At 44.0% G+C, this 16,151-nt stretch carries 18 protein-coding genes; 10 read left to right on the top strand and 8 right to left on the bottom strand.

The genetic code is table 11. The features are described from left to right. Positions 1-117: 117 nt before the first annotated feature. Together ACVW0P_RS08425 and mce are read right to left on the bottom strand one after the other, a co-directional pair. Complete coding sequence (locus tag ACVW0P_RS08425; RefSeq protein WP_457131676.1) at positions 118-1,518, bottom strand: right-handed parallel beta-helix repeat-containing protein; 1,401 nt, start codon at positions 1,516-1,518, stop codon at positions 118-120. 216 nt (positions 1,519-1,734) lie between these two features. Next, entirely contained in the window at positions 1,735-2,136 is a 402-nt protein-coding gene (gene mce / locus ACVW0P_RS08430) for a methylmalonyl-CoA epimerase (RefSeq protein WP_457131677.1), read from the bottom strand. 236 nt (positions 2,137-2,372) lie between these two features. On the opposite strand from mce, the gene ACVW0P_RS08435 reads away from it, so the two are divergent. The 7 genes from ACVW0P_RS08435 to ACVW0P_RS08465 all read left to right on the top strand — a co-directional run bounded on the left by ACVW0P_RS08435 (position 2,373) and on the right by ACVW0P_RS08465 (position 8,980). Further along, positions 2,373-3,584 (top strand): IscS subfamily cysteine desulfurase, encoded by a 1,212-nt coding sequence (locus ACVW0P_RS08435; protein WP_457131678.1) that lies wholly within the window; start codon positions 2,373-2,375, stop codon positions 3,582-3,584. 122 nt (positions 3,585-3,706) lie between these two features. Then, on the top strand, positions 3,707-4,120 hold the full coding sequence (iscU, locus tag ACVW0P_RS08440; protein ID WP_354431143.1) for a Fe-S cluster assembly scaffold IscU: 414 nt from the start codon (positions 3,707-3,709) through the stop codon (positions 4,118-4,120). A gap of 124 nt (positions 4,121-4,244) precedes the next feature. Then, positions 4,245-4,571, top strand: a complete 327-nt coding sequence (locus tag ACVW0P_RS08445; RefSeq protein WP_252757388.1) for a HesB/IscA family protein — start codon at positions 4,245-4,247, stop codon at positions 4,569-4,571. A 72-nt stretch (positions 4,572-4,643) separates the two neighbouring features. Beyond that, positions 4,644-5,105 (top strand): flavodoxin family protein, encoded by a 462-nt coding sequence (locus ACVW0P_RS08450; protein ID WP_457131679.1) that lies wholly within the window; start codon positions 4,644-4,646, stop codon positions 5,103-5,105. Positions 5,106-5,119: 14 nt separating this feature from the next. Beyond that, positions 5,120-5,860 (top strand): DUF2625 domain-containing protein, encoded by a 741-nt coding sequence (locus ACVW0P_RS08455; protein ID WP_457131680.1) that lies wholly within the window; start codon positions 5,120-5,122, stop codon positions 5,858-5,860. 456 nt (positions 5,861-6,316) lie between these two features. Then, positions 6,317-8,230, top strand: a complete 1,914-nt coding sequence (locus ACVW0P_RS08460; protein WP_457131681.1) for an AMP-dependent synthetase/ligase — start codon at positions 6,317-6,319, stop codon at positions 8,228-8,230. Between the two features lie 15 nt (positions 8,231-8,245). Continuing rightward, the gene (locus tag ACVW0P_RS08465) at positions 8,246-8,980 is read left to right on the top strand and encodes a CPBP family glutamic-type intramembrane protease (RefSeq protein WP_457131682.1); all 735 of its coding nucleotides are present in this window, start codon (positions 8,246-8,248) and stop codon (positions 8,978-8,980) included. Here the strand turns inward: ACVW0P_RS08465 and ACVW0P_RS08470 are convergent. The 4 genes from ACVW0P_RS08470 to ACVW0P_RS08485 all read right to left on the bottom strand — a co-directional run bounded on the left by ACVW0P_RS08470 (position 8,977) and on the right by ACVW0P_RS08485 (position 11,391). Then, positions 8,977-9,483 (bottom strand): hypothetical protein, encoded by a 507-nt coding sequence (locus tag ACVW0P_RS08470; RefSeq protein ID WP_457131683.1) that lies wholly within the window; start codon positions 9,481-9,483, stop codon positions 8,977-8,979. The two genes, ACVW0P_RS08465 and ACVW0P_RS08470, sit on opposite strands and share 4 nt — an antisense overlap. A gap of 164 nt (positions 9,484-9,647) precedes the next feature. Then, entirely contained in the window at positions 9,648-10,013 is a 366-nt protein-coding gene (locus ACVW0P_RS08475; protein ID WP_457131684.1) for a kelch repeat-containing protein, read from the bottom strand. 69 nt (positions 10,014-10,082) lie between these two features. Beyond that, positions 10,083-10,703, bottom strand: a complete 621-nt coding sequence (locus ACVW0P_RS08480; RefSeq protein WP_457131685.1) for a CatA-like O-acetyltransferase — start codon at positions 10,701-10,703, stop codon at positions 10,083-10,085. 4 nt (positions 10,704-10,707) lie between these two features. Further along, a complete protein-coding gene (locus tag ACVW0P_RS08485) occupies positions 10,708-11,391 on the bottom strand; it encodes an HAD family hydrolase (RefSeq protein WP_457131686.1) in 684 nt (227 codons plus the stop codon). A 408-nt stretch (positions 11,392-11,799) separates the two neighbouring features. Here ACVW0P_RS08485 and lysS point away from each other — a divergent pair, with 408 nt between their 5' ends. Together lysS and ACVW0P_RS08495 are read left to right on the top strand one after the other, a co-directional pair. After that, positions 11,800-13,521: a lysine--tRNA ligase gene (gene lysS / locus ACVW0P_RS08490; protein WP_457131687.1), complete on the top strand. Its 1,722-nt coding sequence runs from the start codon at positions 11,800-11,802 to the stop codon at positions 13,519-13,521. Between the two features lie 439 nt (positions 13,522-13,960). Then, the gene (locus tag ACVW0P_RS08495; protein WP_457131688.1) at positions 13,961-14,203 is read left to right on the top strand and encodes a hypothetical protein; all 243 of its coding nucleotides are present in this window, start codon (positions 13,961-13,963) and stop codon (positions 14,201-14,203) included. Between the two features lie 18 nt (positions 14,204-14,221). Here the strand turns inward: ACVW0P_RS08495 and ACVW0P_RS08500 are convergent, their stop codons facing one another. Next, a complete protein-coding gene (locus tag ACVW0P_RS08500) occupies positions 14,222-14,776 on the bottom strand; it encodes a DUF2892 domain-containing protein (RefSeq protein WP_457131689.1) in 555 nt (184 codons plus the stop codon). Positions 14,777-14,851: 75 nt separating this feature from the next. On the opposite strand from ACVW0P_RS08500, the gene ung reads away from it, so the two are divergent. Further along, positions 14,852-15,532 (top strand): uracil-DNA glycosylase, encoded by a 681-nt coding sequence (gene ung, locus ACVW0P_RS08505; RefSeq protein ID WP_457131690.1) that lies wholly within the window; start codon positions 14,852-14,854, stop codon positions 15,530-15,532. 126 nt (positions 15,533-15,658) lie between these two features. Here ung and ACVW0P_RS08510 read toward each other — a convergent pair whose 3' ends face one another. After that, positions 15,659-16,129 (bottom strand): Lrp/AsnC family transcriptional regulator, encoded by a 471-nt coding sequence (locus tag ACVW0P_RS08510; RefSeq protein WP_121247950.1) that lies wholly within the window; start codon positions 16,127-16,129, stop codon positions 15,659-15,661. Between the last annotated feature and the right edge of the window lie 22 nt (positions 16,130-16,151).

Raw genomic sequence — 16,151 nt, forward strand, 5'->3', positions numbered from 1 at the left:
TACGGTACGTTGTTCGTTACGGTTACCACTATTAGTTGTAAATTAATAAAAATGCAGCTAACACGCGTAAATACCCGGTAATTTAAGAAAAACGATAATTTGAATGGAAATGGCGTATTAGTACTCGGTAGCGCCAATTTCATACGCAGCACCGGATGGCCGCGCTTCGCCGTAATAATCCGAGGTTACACCGTAAGCAGATGTATTTGCGCCGGCATTAATAAGCGGGGATGACGACTGCAGACGAAAATCACCGGTGGTGTAATTGACAAATTTAAGAGTGGTAATATCGGTACCTGTAAAGTTGTTTGATGCCGTAAGTTTAACGGAGTTGCTTTTACGGTGGATAGCCACACCCGTGCCAGATTTAACAATAACATTATTGATGACGGTGTGCATGGGGATGGTCTCCGAGTTTATCTTGATGCCATCTGCAGCAGATGAAATGATGGTATTATTTACAAACTGGTAACCCGGGCCCGGCGTGTAACGCGAGTCGGCAAAGATCCCGTTCCCGCCCGAGTTGATGATGATATTATTGTACAATTGATTATCGCCCAGGCCCAGCAGGATAATGCCGTTACCCGGCGCATCGGCGATCATGTTGTTATAGCATTTGCCGCCCGTGCCCTCCCCTAACTGGATGCCGTTATTTTGCCCGTTTGCAAATGGCGACCGACCAGGATAACGTACCGTATTATTATAAACCTGGCAGCCGGAGGTAGCACTACCTACCTGGATGCCCTCGCAACCGGTAGAATCAACCTCGTTGTTATAAACTTTAACGTTTACTACATCGTGCGGTAAAACCCTGCCGCAGGCCACTGAAATACCATCGGCATAAAAAGAATTACCAATATAAAGTCCCTCGCCGCCTGTTTTGTGGATATAGTTATCATGTACCGATACGTTGCGCATGGTAAAATGCCCGCGCTGGGTAGCCGCATCGCATGATGGATCTGTTTTAGCCATAATGCCCGCGAAGCCGCAATTTTGCACCTCTACATTAGCTATTTCAAAGTCACTGCTTAGGTCGTCCATCGTTATGCCGATGTTGCCGCCGTTTACATCAAAACCATATTTAATGCCTGCGGTACCGTTCCCTAATATTTTTATATACTGGCAGTTTTGTGTTTTAAACGCGTATGATGCCGTGGTAGCCACCGAGAAAGTTACCCTGCCCCCTTTGTTCACAATAATGATAGGGTTTGCGGCAGTTCCCTTTAAATTCTTAAGCAATAGGGCACCCCTTGTACCCGCCGGGATGCAGATAACCGAGCCCGCCGCGAAAGCAGCACCGTCAATTGACCAATCCGATGTTTTTACAGTATAAGAGCAGGTAAGGTTTGTTGTGGGTGTATTTTGAGTTGGGATTCCGTTATTTTGCGCCGGGTTTGCAGGGTTGGTTGCAGGAGTAGTATCCGCAGGCTTTACCGCCTTAGCCACATCTTTTGAACACATCACAAAAGATAAAACCACCATCACACCTGCCATCCAGCTCAACAAATATCTCTTCATGTTCAAATTAAATGCAGGATTAATCAGGATATTATACGTTGGTTTTGGGGTTTTGTTATTGCGGAGGGTTAAAATGGACAATGCTGTTATTTTAATGGCTAATAATTCACTCACCCCGACTTCGCTACGCTTGTCACCCCTCTCTGCTGCGCAAAGAGGGGAACTTACTGAACAAAAGCTTCACCGTTTATCAGATAATAAAATGAACAATGCCAACTATCCCCTCTCCTGGCACAACTCTATCAAAACCCCGTTAGTCCCCTTTGGGTGTACAAAGCAAACCAGTTTATTATCTGCGCCTTGTTTTGGTACGTCATTCAGCAACGTAAACCCTTCGGCTTTAAGACGGGCCATTTCGGCAACAATATCGGTTACATCAAAGGCGATGTGGTGCATGCCTTCGCCGCGTTTTGCTATGAATTTGGCAATCGGACTATCTGGGTTGGTGGCCTCCAGCAGTTCTATTTTATTAGGGCCTGCCTGCAAAAAGGCCGTTAACACGCCTTCGGTAGCTACATCCTCTGTCTTATAAACAGTTGTGTTAAGCAGTTTTTCATAGATATCCCCGGCCAACTTAACACTGTTTACCGCGATGCCGATATGCTCTATTTTATTCATTTATTGAATTAATGATTAATCAATTTGTGCTAAGCCCATTCTTATTTAAGCTCCCTCCTAATCCCCCCCGGTAGTGGAGACTTAATTAAAAGCCCCTCTCCCTCGGAGAGGGGTTTGGGGTGAGGCTGCTTACCATGTCCAAATATTGTAAATAAATGGCAGGTAAATGCAATATATAGCGGCATACAGATGTAAAAGTAAAACTTTGCGTATATTTGTCTTGTTAATTTTTAATCATGAATATCCCAATTTATTTAGATAATAACGCTACAACACCTATGGACCCAAGGGTGCTTGAGGCTATGCTGCCCTACTTTAACGAAAAGTTTGGTAACGCGGCAAGCCGTAACCATCCGTTTGGCTGGGTAGCTGAAGAAGGCGTTGATTATGCACGCGAGCAGGTTGCAAAACTTATTGGTGCTACAGAGAAAGAGATCATCTTTACATCGGGCGCTACCGAGTCTGACAACCTCGCCATTAAGGGCGTGTTTGAAATGTATAAAGAAAAAGGCAACCACATTATTACTGCGGTTACCGAACATAAAGCAGTGTTAGACGCCTGCAAACACGTTGAAAAACTTGGCGGCAAGGTTACTTACCTTGCTGTGAAAGAAGACGGACTTGTTGACCTTGAAGTTTTAGAAGCCGCCATGACCAGCGAAACCATCCTGGTATCTATCATGTATGGTAACAACGAGATAGGTGTTATACAACCCGTTAAAGAAATTGCTGCCATTGCTCACAAATATGGCGCCTTATTTATGACCGATGCTACACAGGCAGTGGGTAAAATACCTGTTGATGTAATTGCAGATGGTATTGACCTTTTGGCGTTATCGGCACATAAAATGTATGGCCCTAAAGGTGTTGGTGCATTATACGTACGCCGTAAAGGCCCTCGTGTTAAAGTTACCGCACAGATGGACGGTGGAGGTCACGAACGTGGTATGCGTTCTGGCACGTTGAACGTTCCGGGTATTGTTGGCTTGGGTAAAGCTTGCGAAATTGCAGGTTTAGAAATGGAAAGCGAAGCTATCCGTTTATCGGGCTTACGCGATAGATTGGAAAGCGCGTTAACTGTGCTGGAAGAAAGCTACGTGAATGGTAATGTGGAACACCGCTTACCGCATGTTGCCAATATCTCTTTCAAATACGTTGAGGGCGAAGGTTTAATGATGGCCATGAAAGATCTGGCGGTATCATCAGGCTCGGCTTGTACATCGGCATCGTTAGAGCCATCTTACGTTTTAAAAAGCTTAGGATTATCTGATGACCTTGCACACTCGTCAATTCGTTTCGGCCTTGGCCGTTTCACTACCCAGGAAGAAGTTGACTACGCGGTAGAAGTAACCAAAACAGCGGTTACCAACCTGCGCAACTTGTCGCCGCTTTGGGAAATGTTTAAAGAAGGCATCGACCTTGACTCGATTGAGTGGGCAGAACACTAATTTAATTTGAAGATGTGGTAATTTGAAGGTTTGAAAATTACCTGCATCACCAAACAATTATAGATTTGATTTGAAAGCATTTTCAAATCATCAAATTTTCAAATTCATAAATAAATAAAGCTATGGCTTATTCAGATAAAGTAATTGACCATTATACTAACCCCCGCAATGTGGGCACGTTAGATAAAAGCAGCCACAAGGTTGGTACCGGCCTTGTTGGTGCACCCGAGTGTGGCGACGTTATGCGTTTGCAGATCCAGGTTGATGAAAACAACATCATCACCGATGCTAAATTCAAAACCTTTGGTTGCGGTTCGGCAATCGCTTCTTCATCTTTAGCTACAGAATGGTTAAAAGGTAAAAGCGTTGACGATGCCATGAAGATCGACAATATGGATATCGTAGAAGAGCTTGCCCTTCCACCGGTAAAGATCCACTGCTCGGTTTTAGCAGAAGACGCTATAAAAGCAGCCATCAACGATTTCCGCGTTAAAAACGGCATGGAACCAATCTTATTGGAAAAATCACATCACTAATCAGTAGTTGTGAGATATTAGATGTGAGATTTGAGACTTGCATCTGATTAATAAGTGTAATTTGATTTGCAGGTTTTGATTGAGTTATCTCAGATCTAAAATCTCATATCTCAAATCTAAAACAATGGTAACTGTAACTGATAAAGCAAAAGCTAAAATAGATAATCTGATGCAGGGTAGCGGCCTTGATGCCTCTTACTTTTTGCGGGTATCTGTACAGGGCGGCGGCTGTTCTGGTTTATCTTATAACCTCGATTTTGATAACGAGGAGAAAAAGGGCGACCAGTTTTTTGAGGACCGTGGTGTACGCTTCGCCCTTGATATGAAATCGTTTTTATACCTGGCCGGTACCGAGCTTGATTTTAGCGACGGACTGAATGGTAAAGGCTTTAACTTCCACAACCCAAACGCCACGCGCACCTGCGGTTGCGGCGAAAGCTTCTCGGTATAATAACATTTTGTTAACCGATATATAAAAAAGGTTGATTACATTTAGGTAATCAACCTTTTTTGTTTTTAGGCTATGGAAAACAAATCACTTGTCATACTGGGCAGCAACCGCAAAAATAGCCTCACCGAGCAGATAACCCGCAAGGCTTTAGGCCAAATGGAGTTTGATATGATCGACCTGCTTGACCATAAAATAGCCCATTACAATTACGACGGCCACTACCCCACCAACGATGAATTTGAGGCCGTCATTAACAAAGCCCTTCCTTACGACAATATCATTTTTGCTACCCCCGTTTACTGGTACAGCATGAGCGGTGTAATGAAGGTATTCTTCGATAGGCTTACCGACCTGATCACTATTAAAAAAGACCTTGGCCGCGGCCTCAGGGGCAAATCGGCCTCCATGATTGCCGTCGGTGCCGACCCAACCATCCCCGATGGTTTCGAGGTCCCGTTCAAACATACCGCCGCTTACCTGGGTATCCAGTATAAAGGCTGTGCTTATCATGCTACTGAACCGAGAAAGGTTTAAACAAATCTTGTTCTATGAATCTAAAATTAATTGTCCTGCCAGCCTTATCTTTTTATTTTAACATATGCAGCGCCCAAACGCAATTGCGCACCATAGCGGAATTAACTGCCGACCAATCCGGCCAAAGCACCCTTGACAATCTTATAAGATCGGCCAAAAACAAAGCAGTATTACTGCCTGCTAATCCAGTTAAGGCTGGTGAAGCATTGTATCAAACACAGGTGACTACACGCTCGTTGATGGGTGCGGTTGTTTACTTCAGCGGTGGTTTGTTAATTGACAACGGGTGGATTAGATTGTTAGGAAGCGGCGGGGCCGAAAAAATGAGAAGAAGTTTACCGTCGTGGAATAAAGGTAAGACCTTTAAAGAATTTGGCGAAAAGCCGCTTTATTTACTTGTAGGCGACGATGCTATAGGCGGTCTATTTGCAATAAACGGTGGCGGGCTTGGGCAAGATTTAGGCAAAGTATACTACCTTGCACCAGACAATTTGAAATGGGAATCGCTTGGGCAAAGCTATTCCGATTTTTTAGATTTTTGTTTAAATAGCGACTTAAACAAATTTTATAAGAATTTCAGGTGGATAGGCTGGCAAAAAGAAACGGTTTTACTAAGTGGTGATGAAGTAATCACCTTTTATCCATTCCTGTGGAGCAAAGAGGGGCAGGACGTCAATAAGAATACAAAAAATACCGCGCCCATGCAGGAGCAATATGATTTAACTATTTCAACCATCAAACAGTTGAATAATTAGCCTATTGGTGCAAAAGAGCACCGACCAAATACTTCGATAACTTCCCCTGCTTTTGCGCCTAAAAAGCTGCGTTGGTAACCGACATATATGGAAATTAATGTAAGTTTAAATGCCGAAACAAATCTTTTCAAGCAAACTAAGGGCGATTTTTTCAGGGTGTCTCACCCTGTCTCACGCTGTACCGTTTTTCTCACGTAAACACAGTTGCTGAGATTTGTTTAAAACACTATAAATAAATTACTTATCAGTAAACACGTGAAGCAATTATCCACTAAAAGGCACGAGGATGAATTTTACAATCGATTGATTAACAAAGTGTTCCGCTTTATAAAAATGTGTATGTCATAAATAGTGGGACACCCTGGCATTTTGGGTGTTTGCCGATGTTATTTTGCCATTTTTAATTAAATGTAAAATAATTAGCTTTGTTAGGTATAAACCTGATATATAAACTTGATGAACATCGTTGCTGAGCAATCTACCATACCGGAACTGATCCGTAATATTGTTGTGAACATACATCCTGAAGACCATACATTCCTGATCCATAAGGTGAAAGATGCCTGGGTAGAGATCTCCTATAAAGAGGCGCTCGAGAAGATCGACGCCATATCTGCCTGGTTCCTCGATATCGGCATCAAAAAAGGCGACAGGCTTGCCTTGGTCATCGAGAACGGCCCCGATTACGTTTACTACGACCAGGCCCTGCAGCAGATAGGCGCGGTAAATACGTCTATCTACCCAACCCTATACGAAGCCGATATTGAATACATCCTGAACGACTCTGAAGCGCGTACCATTATTGCCGGTAACCCGTTCCTGTTCCGCAAGGTGTTAAAGATCGCTAACAACTGCAAATCGCTTATCCGTATTATCCCTGCATTCGAAGGTTTCGAAAAGTTTAGCGATGCCGTGCAGTTGAACGCGGGCGTTGTTAGCCTTAAACAGGTTATTGAAGAAGGATTGACCCTGGTTGATAGCAAACGTTCGGCCATTAATGCCGCCCGCGAAGCAATATTGCCCACCGACCTTTCTTGTCTGATCTATACATCGGGCACCACAGGTACGCCAAAAGGTGTAATGCTAACCCACCATAACCTTACCGAAAACTGTAAGGTGAGCCTGTACCAGATCCCTATTATTACAAAGGACGATATGTTCCTGTCGTTCCTACCGCTATCCCACGTATTTGAGCGTACAGCAACGTACTACATATGTATGAACAAGGGCGCCACCATCGCCTTCGCGCAAAGCCTGGAGCTTTTGGCTAAGAATATGGCCGAAGTTAAGCCGACCGTTATGTGCTGCGTACCGCGATTACTGGAACGCATCCACGACCGCGCCATGAAGAACGGCCTTGCCGCCGGCGGTATCAAAACCAAGATCTTTACCTGGGCGTTAAAAATTGGTCAGGCATATCGCCTGGCTAATGAGTCGGGCAAAAAACCGGGTATCATCCTTAGTGCCGAGCAAAAGCTGGCAAATAAACTGGTGTTCAGTAAAATCAAGGAGAAAACAGGTGGCCGCTTAAAGGTATTGCTCTCGGGCGGTGGCGCATTGCCTAAAAACGTGGGTGAGTTTTTTGGCAATATCGATATCAAATTATTAGAGGGTTTTGGGTTGACAGAAACCTCACCAATAATGTCGATAACCGAAGATAACCGCATTATTTATGGTACCGTAGGCCGCATTATCCCCGGCATTGAGGTTGGGATCCAAAACGTTGATAACAAACACATCTATACTAAACAAACGTACGACAACTTTAATCCAAATTTAGAAACAGAGGAAGGCGAGATCATTGTGCGCGGGCATTGCGTAATGAAAGGCTATTGGAAAAAACCCGAAGAGACCGCCGCGGTTATCGATGCTGATGGCTGGTTCCATACCGGCGATATTGGCCGCTTTTATCGTGGCAACCTGCAAATTACCGACAGGTTGAAGAACATGCTGGTAAATGCATACGGCAAAAACGTTTATCCTACCCCGGTAGAGAACACCTACTTAAAAAGCCCTAAAATTGAACAGGTTTTTTTAATTGGCGATAAGCGCGAATACATCACCGCTATATTGGTACCCGGCCGCGAAACCCTGCAGGAAACCTTTAAAATGGGCGATGATTTTTTTGATAAAACCGACCTGTTTATAGAAGATAAAGAGATTATCGACTGGATAAACCAGGATGTAAAAAAACTATCTAACGAACTTGCCAAATTCGAGCGGATCAAAAACTTTAAATTGAAACGTACTCCGTTTAGCATGGAAGCGGGCGAAATAACCCCTACCCTTAAAGCAAAACGCAAAGTAATTGAGAAGAAATATGCCGAGGCCATTGACGATCTGTACACGGGCGTAGAAGATGCCGAGTAGTAACAGGATGAGCAGATGCTAAAGGAATTTCTTGCGGTGTACAATTATCCTGAATTGGACCAGGAACGCCCTTTTCAAAGCAAGTTAATACTACTGTTGAAAATTTACAGGGTCGTTTTTCTGTTTAACTTCCTAACTGCACCTATCTCGTACGGTGCAGATTACTTTGTAACGCACCTGCTTCATTTTAAAAGCATCAGCAAACAGTATCACGATTTGATGCTGAAACTGTTTGCAAAATACGGGTATTTCAAAGCCGTGTTTTACATCTGCATAATGGCGCCCCTTATCGAAGAAAGCATTTTCAGGTTGCCACTTAGTTTTAAAAGGCAGCATCTTGCCGTGGCTTTCGCGTTTGCCATAATGCTGCTTGCCCGCCTTATTCCCGGCTTGGCTACTCAAAATTTAACAATAAATATCATTTCAAGGCTCGCCTTATTCGGACTGGGATATTTTGCGATAAACAACTTTGCCCCGGCCATAAAAACACCGGGCAAAAGGTTTCAAATTATTTTAATTATAACATCCATCGTAGTGTTCGGGCTGGTACACATTTCCAATTACATGCCATTGCAATGGCCGATACTGATCATATACCCGCTCTTTGTTATCCCACAATTATTTATGGGCTGGGCGTTAACCTACATTAGGTTTAAAAACGGTTACTTTTGGGGGATGGGTTTGCACGCGCTTATCAACAGCGTATCCATGTTGATATACACCATTTTTGTGGTGAACAAACATTATTAGTTTACTTTCCTGGGAGTAAACTTCCAAAAATCCTTGAGCAGATCTGGGTTACCCGTTCCTACATAGCCAACGCCGCCTATAGCAAAACTCACCATATCATACCGGCTCAAACCGGGGAAGTTGGTGCTTTTAACCCACTTATCTGTAACGGTATCGTACTTAAACCAATCGTCGGCAGTGTTGGTTAGGGTTGAGCCAAAGCCTAAAAAAGCAATAGTGCCGATGGCAAACTGCCCCGTAAACGCCCTCGCTTCCCCGGGGAAACTGGCTTTTGCATTCCATTTATTTGCAGCAGGGTCATATTCCCAAAAATCCTGTTTGGCTATATTGGGCGATGCACCACCTAAACCTGCATAACCCTTACCGTTAGCCGAAAAAGCAGCTACACCAAAAGCCCCGCTGCCGGGGTAATCTGCAACGCGCGTCCACTTATCCGCGGCAGCGTCATATTTCCAAAAATCTTTATAATTAATATCGTAGGCATTATTAGTACCAAGGCCCATATAACCGCTTCCATTTATCTCAAAGGCGATCACATTCTCGCGCCGGCCCCCGGCAAAATCTGCTTTACGGGTCCATTTATCAACAGCAGGGTCGTACTCCCAAAAATCGTTGTTTTGGTGTGTCTCATCACCGGGAACGGCTACGCGCTGCCCAAAACCCGTACCTACATAGGCTTTTCCATTAATGGCAAACCCGCGTACATATTCGCCCGCTGGCCGGGGTAATCAGCTTTTTTTGTCCACTTATCGGTTTTGGGGTCGTACTCCCAAAGGTCGTTCAACAGTTCGGAGTAAAAGCCTTTTTCGGCATTGCCACCTAACAAATACCCCTTGCTGCCAATGGCAAAACCGAATGCACGTACCCTTCCCACTCCCGCAAAATCGTTAAGCGGGGCCCATAAACCAGGCAACCCATTGGTTGAATTGGGCACAAAAGGTTTTTCTTTTTTGCAGGAGAACAGGCTTAGCGAAACTAAGAGCAGTATAATAGGTTTTTTAAACATACAATTGGCGATACGTAAATATATCATTTACATTTTACAATGTATCTCAAATACTTACACCTAATTGATACGTTTTGAAGCGAGTAGCGCTGCTTGCTATTTATTAAGCAGTTGCTGAAAAAGGTCTATAAACTCACCAACATGCCGGCCATCTGCAAGGCCATGATGAACGGTTACGGATACCGGCATCAGCTTTTTGCCGTCAACCCCGGTTACTTTACCTAACGATACCTTGGGCATGCTATCCTTAAAAGAAAAGCTACGGGCGTGGGTTAGCCCGGTAAAATTAATCCAGGGGATGGCCGATACGTGTAGCACATTATACACCATTCTTAGTTCCAATCCTGCTGTGTTTTTTACACGTTCCAGCTCCTTTTGGGCATCGGTAACAAACTCGGTAAAGTCGGGCTTGTAATCTATGTACGAAAATCCGAAAGTGGTATCCGGCTTTGCAACGGTGGTTGAGCAATTAATGGTATCGTACAAATAGATCTCATTATCCTCCACCCGGTATTTAAAAGCTTCTATTTTGTTGGCCGCTTCTAAAATGGCATGCAGGTAGTACAGAAAAAAAGAAACGCCCTGCTCCTTTGCTGTCTGGTAGGCTATGGTTACATCCACATTTACCGTCGCGCCAAAAAGTGGCTCTTCGAAACTGTTAAAAAAATCAAAATGCGCTTTACGGTACCAATTTTCCAGGTCTATCTTCGTTTTCATGCTATTACAGGTACGCTAAAATATCTTTAATATTTGCAGCGCTTTTAAAACGCTCGTTATCTATACTATCTTCAATTTGCTCGTGCGCCCAGGTAATATGGTAAGGCACATGCACCGCATGGCCGCCAATATTCAGCACCGGCATAATATCGCTTTTAAGCGAGTTGCCCACCATCAGTAATTCATCGGGTTGAATATCCAGGTGTTTGATCAGCTTCAGGTAATTGGCATCATCCTTCTCGCTCATGATCTCGATATGGTGAAAATATGGGCTCAGGCCAGATTTTTTGAGTTTGCGTTCCTGGTCAAGCAGGTCGCCTTTAGTGGCTACCACCAGGCGGTATTTACTTTTTAGCTTTTCAAGCACCTCTTCCACGCCATCCAATAACTCGATGGGCTGGTTAAGCATCTGCTTGCCCAGGTCGATGATCTGGTTCACCACATCAATGCTCAACGTCTTCTGGGTGATCTTCATAGCCGCTTCTATCATGGAGAGGATGAAGCCCTTTATGCCGTAGCCGTAAAGGCCAAGGTTATCAATTTCTATTTTTAAAAGTTCGCGCTGTAGTTCGTGTTCTGATGCGTATTGCTGCAGCAGGATGCAAAACTGTTCTTCGGTTTGCCTGAAATAGGGCTCGTTCACCCAAAGGGTATCATCGGCATCAAACGCGATAACTTTAACATTCATGCGGCAAAGATATTAATTAGTGATTTAGTGAATGATTGATTTAGTGATTTTGTTGATTTCCTGTTATGGTGAGTTTGTCGAACCAATAAGGCGGTGGTTATCTTTTCGGCATGCCCGGACTGACTACAACGCAACTTATCATTTCGCGATCTTACTCACCCTGTCATTGCTTCGCTCAACCGCCATCTCTTCGCTACGCCACCATCTCTTCGCTACGCCATAAGAGGGTAAAACACCTTTATACCCTCTTATTCGGAAAGGGTTTCTCTTCACCATCTTTGCGCAGCAGAGAGGGTCGGCCGGCGCAGTGTTCCCGATAGCTATCGGGACGGGGTGAGTAAAATATAAGCTCCCATATCTCACCTAAAAATCCTATTTTTGCAGCCTTAATAAATACCCTTTTATAATATGAGTATTGCACTATCCGAACAGGAGATCATACGTCGCGAATCGTTACAAAAATTACGCGAGCTGGGCATAAACCCCTATCCTGCCGAAGCTTATGATGTGACCGCGTGGGCACAGGACATTAATGACAATTTTGAAGCTGCCCCGGATAAGTATAAACAGGTTACCATAGCCGGCCGTATCATGACGCGCCGTATTATGGGCAGCGCTTCTTTTTTTGAGGTTCAGGACAGTACCGGCCGTGTGCAGATCTACATTAAACGTGATGATGTTTGCCCCGACGAGGATAAAACCCTCTACAATATCGTATTTAAAAAGCTATTGGATATTGGCGATTACGTGGGCATCAAAGGCTACGTTTTCCTGACCCAAACCGGCGAGATCTCGGTTCATACCCAGGAATTGACCGTTCTTTCCAAGTCGCTTAAACCACTGCCTGTTGTTAAACGCGAAGACGATGGCACTATCCACGATAGTTTTACCGACCCCGAAATGCGCTACCGCCAGCGTTACGTGGACCTTACCGTTAACCCAGGCTATAAAAATATTTTCATTAACCGCTCTAAGGTAATTAGCAGCATGCGTAATTACTTTAACGGCCAGGGATGGATGGAGGTTGAAACCCCTATCCTGCAACCTATTCACGGTGGCGCTGCTGCCCGCCCGTTCAATACGCACCACAACACGCTGGATATGCCGCTTTACCTGCGCATAGCTAACGAGCTTTACCTGAAACGCCTAATAGTTGCGGGTTTTGATGGCGTGTACGAGTTTGGCAAGATGTTCCGTAACGAGGGCATGGATCGTACCCATAACCCGGAGTTTACCATGATGGAAATTTATGTAGCTTATAAAGATTATATCTGGATGATGGCTATGGTTGAAGATTGTTTAGAAACTGTTGCCAAAGCCGTAAACGGTATACCTGTAGTACAGGTAGGCCAAAACGAAATAAACTTTGCAGGCCCGTACGAGAAATTATCGATGTATGATTCTATCCTGAAATATACAGGTGTTGATGTTTCTGCCATGAACGAAGACGACCTGCGTAAAGCATGTGCCGATCTTACCATTGAGGTAGATGCCAGCATGGGTAAAGGCAAACTGATAGATGAGATCTTTAGCGCGAAGGTGGAGCATAACCTGATCCAACCGACTTATATTACAGATTACCCGGTAGAAATGAGCCCGCTTGCTAAAAAACACCGTACCAAAGAGGGCTTGGTAGAACGTTTTGAGTTATTTGTAAACGGAAAAGAAATTGGCAATGCTTACTCTGAGTTGAATGACCCGATTGATCAGCGCGAACGTTTAGAAGAGCAATTAATATTGGCCGGCCGTGGCGATGATGAAGCTATGGCGATGGACGACGACTTTTTACGCGCCCTGGAATACGGTATGCCCCCAACATCGGGCCTTGGTATCGGTATAGACCGTTTGGTGATGCTGATGACCAACCAAAGTACCATACAGGAGGTGTTATTTTTCCCGCAGATGCGCCTTGAGAAAAAAGCTAAAGTGGCATCTGCCGATGATTTTGTAAACGCCGGCGTACCTGCCGAGTGGGTACCCGTATTAAATAAAATGGGGTTTAACACCGTTGAAGAACTAAAGGCAGGCAACCCCAATAAGGTATTTAACGACCTTGGCGGTATGCGTAAAAAAATGAAACTGGAAATTGCCATGCCGGTAAAAGAAACGGTTATGGCCTGGTTTGAATAGATAGAATAATATTTATAATGGTAGAGCCGCGAAGTATCGCGGCTCTTTTTGTTATAAAACTTTAACGCATACAAGGCCGGATCTTACAGGAATGCAACCTTTAATTAAAATAAGCAATTCCGCCTGCTGCAAACGTTTCAAATGGTGACGCTATTTTGTCAGTACATGTAAAAATAGAAAGCGCTGATTATAAGATAAATACGATTATTAACGGGCGTTCATGGCCGTGAACGTGAACACTCCTCGGCTACCAAGGTAGATTTAGAACGTTTTACGGGCGTTTTTAGGGGCGTTGCTTACCTGGTCTAAAATAGAGTAGAAAATCAGGGATCATTCTCTGCAACAACCTCCATTCCTTAACAAAAAGATAAAGAGAATAACACTTTCAATTAATAGTAGATGTTGAATTTTATATCCAGACACCTTATAATTGATTGTTATGACAAATTCTATCCTTGAAATAACCGAAAGCGAATACTTGATAAAACTAAACAGGAGTAATTTCGACCTGTCGTTTATCCGCAGCCTGCTTAAAATGGTGGAGGTATCAAAGCCTGCCAAAGTAAAACAGGAAGAAAGCGGATTCGATTTTCCGGTAATGCACATCACCGACAGGCACATCGCCCCAAATCAAAACCACTCTTCAGAGCCTGATTATTTCAGCAACCTCGACGAGAAATAAAAACTTATCTATCCTTTCTTAGAACTTCTGACGGAAACCGCCGCGTACTACCTGCTGCTTATCCATCTGCGCCATTTGGCCCTTCATCATCTTTATCTGGTCGGCAAGTAGTTTGTTCTTGTCTTCCTTAGCCGCTTCTTTCAGGTAAATTTCGGCTTCGCGTTTGTTGCGTTTCGCCATGGCTATGCCCGCAAGGCTCAATTTAGCTAACGCGATATTGTGCGACATGCCCATACCCAGTTGCAGGGCTTTCTTAAAGTATTTTTCTGATTTTAATGGCGCTGTGCGCGATTCTATCAAGCCGATAAGCAGGTTGTAATAACCGTGCTGGCTTTTGTAAAGTTGTTTTTCGTAATCGGTGATCTTTGCAAGTGCGGCCTCTGCTTTAACAGAGTTCTCTTTACGCAGGTAAAATTGCGCAAGCAACATGTTTTCGTTAAAAAAGAAAGTAAGCAAGGCAATGCCACCCAATAAAAATAAGGTTATTCCCCATCCCCAAAACCCGAATGCGCATAGCGTAACACCCGCACCCATTATAACACAAGCAATAATTAACCTAACTATATTCGACATAATTTGTATTAGTATAAAAACAGTGTGCAAATATCGTTATTTGTAAGCTAAATAAAACATCAGTTAGTAATATTTATGGCCGGAGAATTAGAACCATCGTGGAAAAAAAACTTAAGCGCGGAATTGGAAAAACCCTACATGCATGATCTTAAAAACTTCCTGAAAGCAGAAAAAGATGCGGGCCACATAACCTACCCGCGTAATGCCGATATTTTCAACGCTTTTAACATCACCCCTTTTGATGATATTAAGGTTGTGATACTGGGGCAAGACCCCTATCATGGCCCCAACCAGGCGCATGGCCTGTCGTTCTCCGTACAAAAGGGTGTGACGCCACCGCCATCATTAAAAAACATTTATAAGGAACTGGCAACGGATATCCCAGGCTTTACCATCCCCCAAACCGGCGACCTTACCAAATGGGCACAGCAAGGTGTACTATTGTTAAACGCCACGTTAACGGTTAGGGCCGCAGCAGCAGGCTCGCACCAAAAAAAGGGTTGGGAGAAGTTTACAGATGCTGCCATTAAAATCCTGTCCGACGAGAAAAAGGGAATTGTGTTTATCTTGTGGGGAGCCTACGCGCAATCTAAAGCGGTACTAATTAATCCGAATAACAATCACCTCGTTATCAAATCAACCCATCCCTCGCCCCTGGCGGTAAGCCACGGCGGCTTCTTCGGATCTAAGCCATTCTCTAAAACGAATGAGTTTTTGAAGAAAGAGGGTAAAATGGAGATTGATTGGCAATTGTAGATGTGCAGATTTCAAATGTGCAGATATGCAGATGAGAATGAATGTGTGCAGACGCCTGAAAACAAAAAATGTGCAAATGGTGCTTTTCTGAAGCTCATTTGCACATTCGCAGATTTGCACATCCTCTTAGTATTCCAAAGGCACTATTGGTTCTTTTTTGCTGGTGCTCATGATCATCATCGTTTGGAAAGTTTTAACCACGGTGATGCGGCTGATCTTCTCCATGATCAATTGTTCGTACGATTTGATGTCGCGCACATAAACTTTCAACAAAAAGTCGCACTGCCCGGTAACGTGGTGGCATTCTGTAACTTCCTTAATGCTTTGTATCTCGTCTAAAAACGTTTGGATGGTGTTCTTCTGGTGAAAATCAAGCGAGATCTGGATAAAAGTCTTGATGCCTAAGCCCAGTTTTTCCTCATCGACAAGGGCATGGTAGCTTTTTATGAACTGCGCGTTTTCCAGTTTGCGCACACGCTCTAAAGTTGGCGCGGGCGATAAGCCTATTTCATTCGACAGCTGCAAATTGGTGATGCGTCCGTTTTCCTGTAAAATCTTAAGTATCTGTAGGTCTATTTTGTCTAATTCTTGAGCCATGGTACGTGCAAATATAAAGCAT

Source organism: Mucilaginibacter sp. UYNi724 (assembly GCF_054057495.1).

Coding starts and splice junctions, on each gene's coding strand:
- lysS (WP_457131687.1), top strand. CDS start 11,800: ATGAGTATTGCACTATCCGAACAGGAGATCATACGTCGCGAATCGTTA.
- ACVW0P_RS08455 (WP_457131680.1), top strand. CDS start 5,120: ATGAATCTAAAATTAATTGTCCTGCCAGCCTTATCTTTTTATTTTAAC.
- ACVW0P_RS08475 (WP_457131684.1), bottom strand. CDS start 10,013: ATGATATATTTACGTATCGCCAATTGTATGTTTAAAAAACCTATTATA.
- ung (WP_457131690.1), top strand. CDS start 14,852: ATGGCCGGAGAATTAGAACCATCGTGGAAAAAAAACTTAAGCGCGGAA.
- ACVW0P_RS08445 (WP_252757388.1), top strand. CDS start 4,245: ATGGTAACTGTAACTGATAAAGCAAAAGCTAAAATAGATAATCTGATG.
- ACVW0P_RS08425 (WP_457131676.1), bottom strand. CDS start 1,518: ATGAAGAGATATTTGTTGAGCTGGATGGCAGGTGTGATGGTGGTTTTA.
- iscU (WP_354431143.1), top strand. CDS start 3,707: ATGGCTTATTCAGATAAAGTAATTGACCATTATACTAACCCCCGCAAT.
- ACVW0P_RS08465 (WP_457131682.1), top strand. CDS start 8,246: ATGCTAAAGGAATTTCTTGCGGTGTACAATTATCCTGAATTGGACCAG.
- ACVW0P_RS08485 (WP_457131686.1), bottom strand. CDS start 11,391: ATGAATGTTAAAGTTATCGCGTTTGATGCCGATGATACCCTTTGGGTG.
- ACVW0P_RS08495 (WP_457131688.1), top strand. CDS start 13,961: ATGACAAATTCTATCCTTGAAATAACCGAAAGCGAATACTTGATAAAA.
- mce (WP_457131677.1), bottom strand. CDS start 2,136: ATGAATAAAATAGAGCATATCGGCATCGCGGTAAACAGTGTTAAGTTG.
- ACVW0P_RS08450 (WP_457131679.1), top strand. CDS start 4,644: ATGGAAAACAAATCACTTGTCATACTGGGCAGCAACCGCAAAAATAGC.
- ACVW0P_RS08460 (WP_457131681.1), top strand. CDS start 6,317: ATGAACATCGTTGCTGAGCAATCTACCATACCGGAACTGATCCGTAAT.
- ACVW0P_RS08470 (WP_457131683.1), bottom strand. CDS start 9,483: ATGGGCCTTGGTACTAATAATGCCTACGATATTAATTATAAAGATTTT.
- ACVW0P_RS08480 (WP_457131685.1), bottom strand. CDS start 10,703: ATGAAAACGAAGATAGACCTGGAAAATTGGTACCGTAAAGCGCATTTT.
- ACVW0P_RS08500 (WP_457131689.1), bottom strand. CDS start 14,776: ATGTCGAATATAGTTAGGTTAATTATTGCTTGTGTTATAATGGGTGCG.
- ACVW0P_RS08435 (WP_457131678.1), top strand. CDS start 2,373: ATGAATATCCCAATTTATTTAGATAATAACGCTACAACACCTATGGAC.
- ACVW0P_RS08510 (WP_121247950.1), bottom strand. CDS start 16,129: ATGGCTCAAGAATTAGACAAAATAGACCTACAGATACTTAAGATTTTA.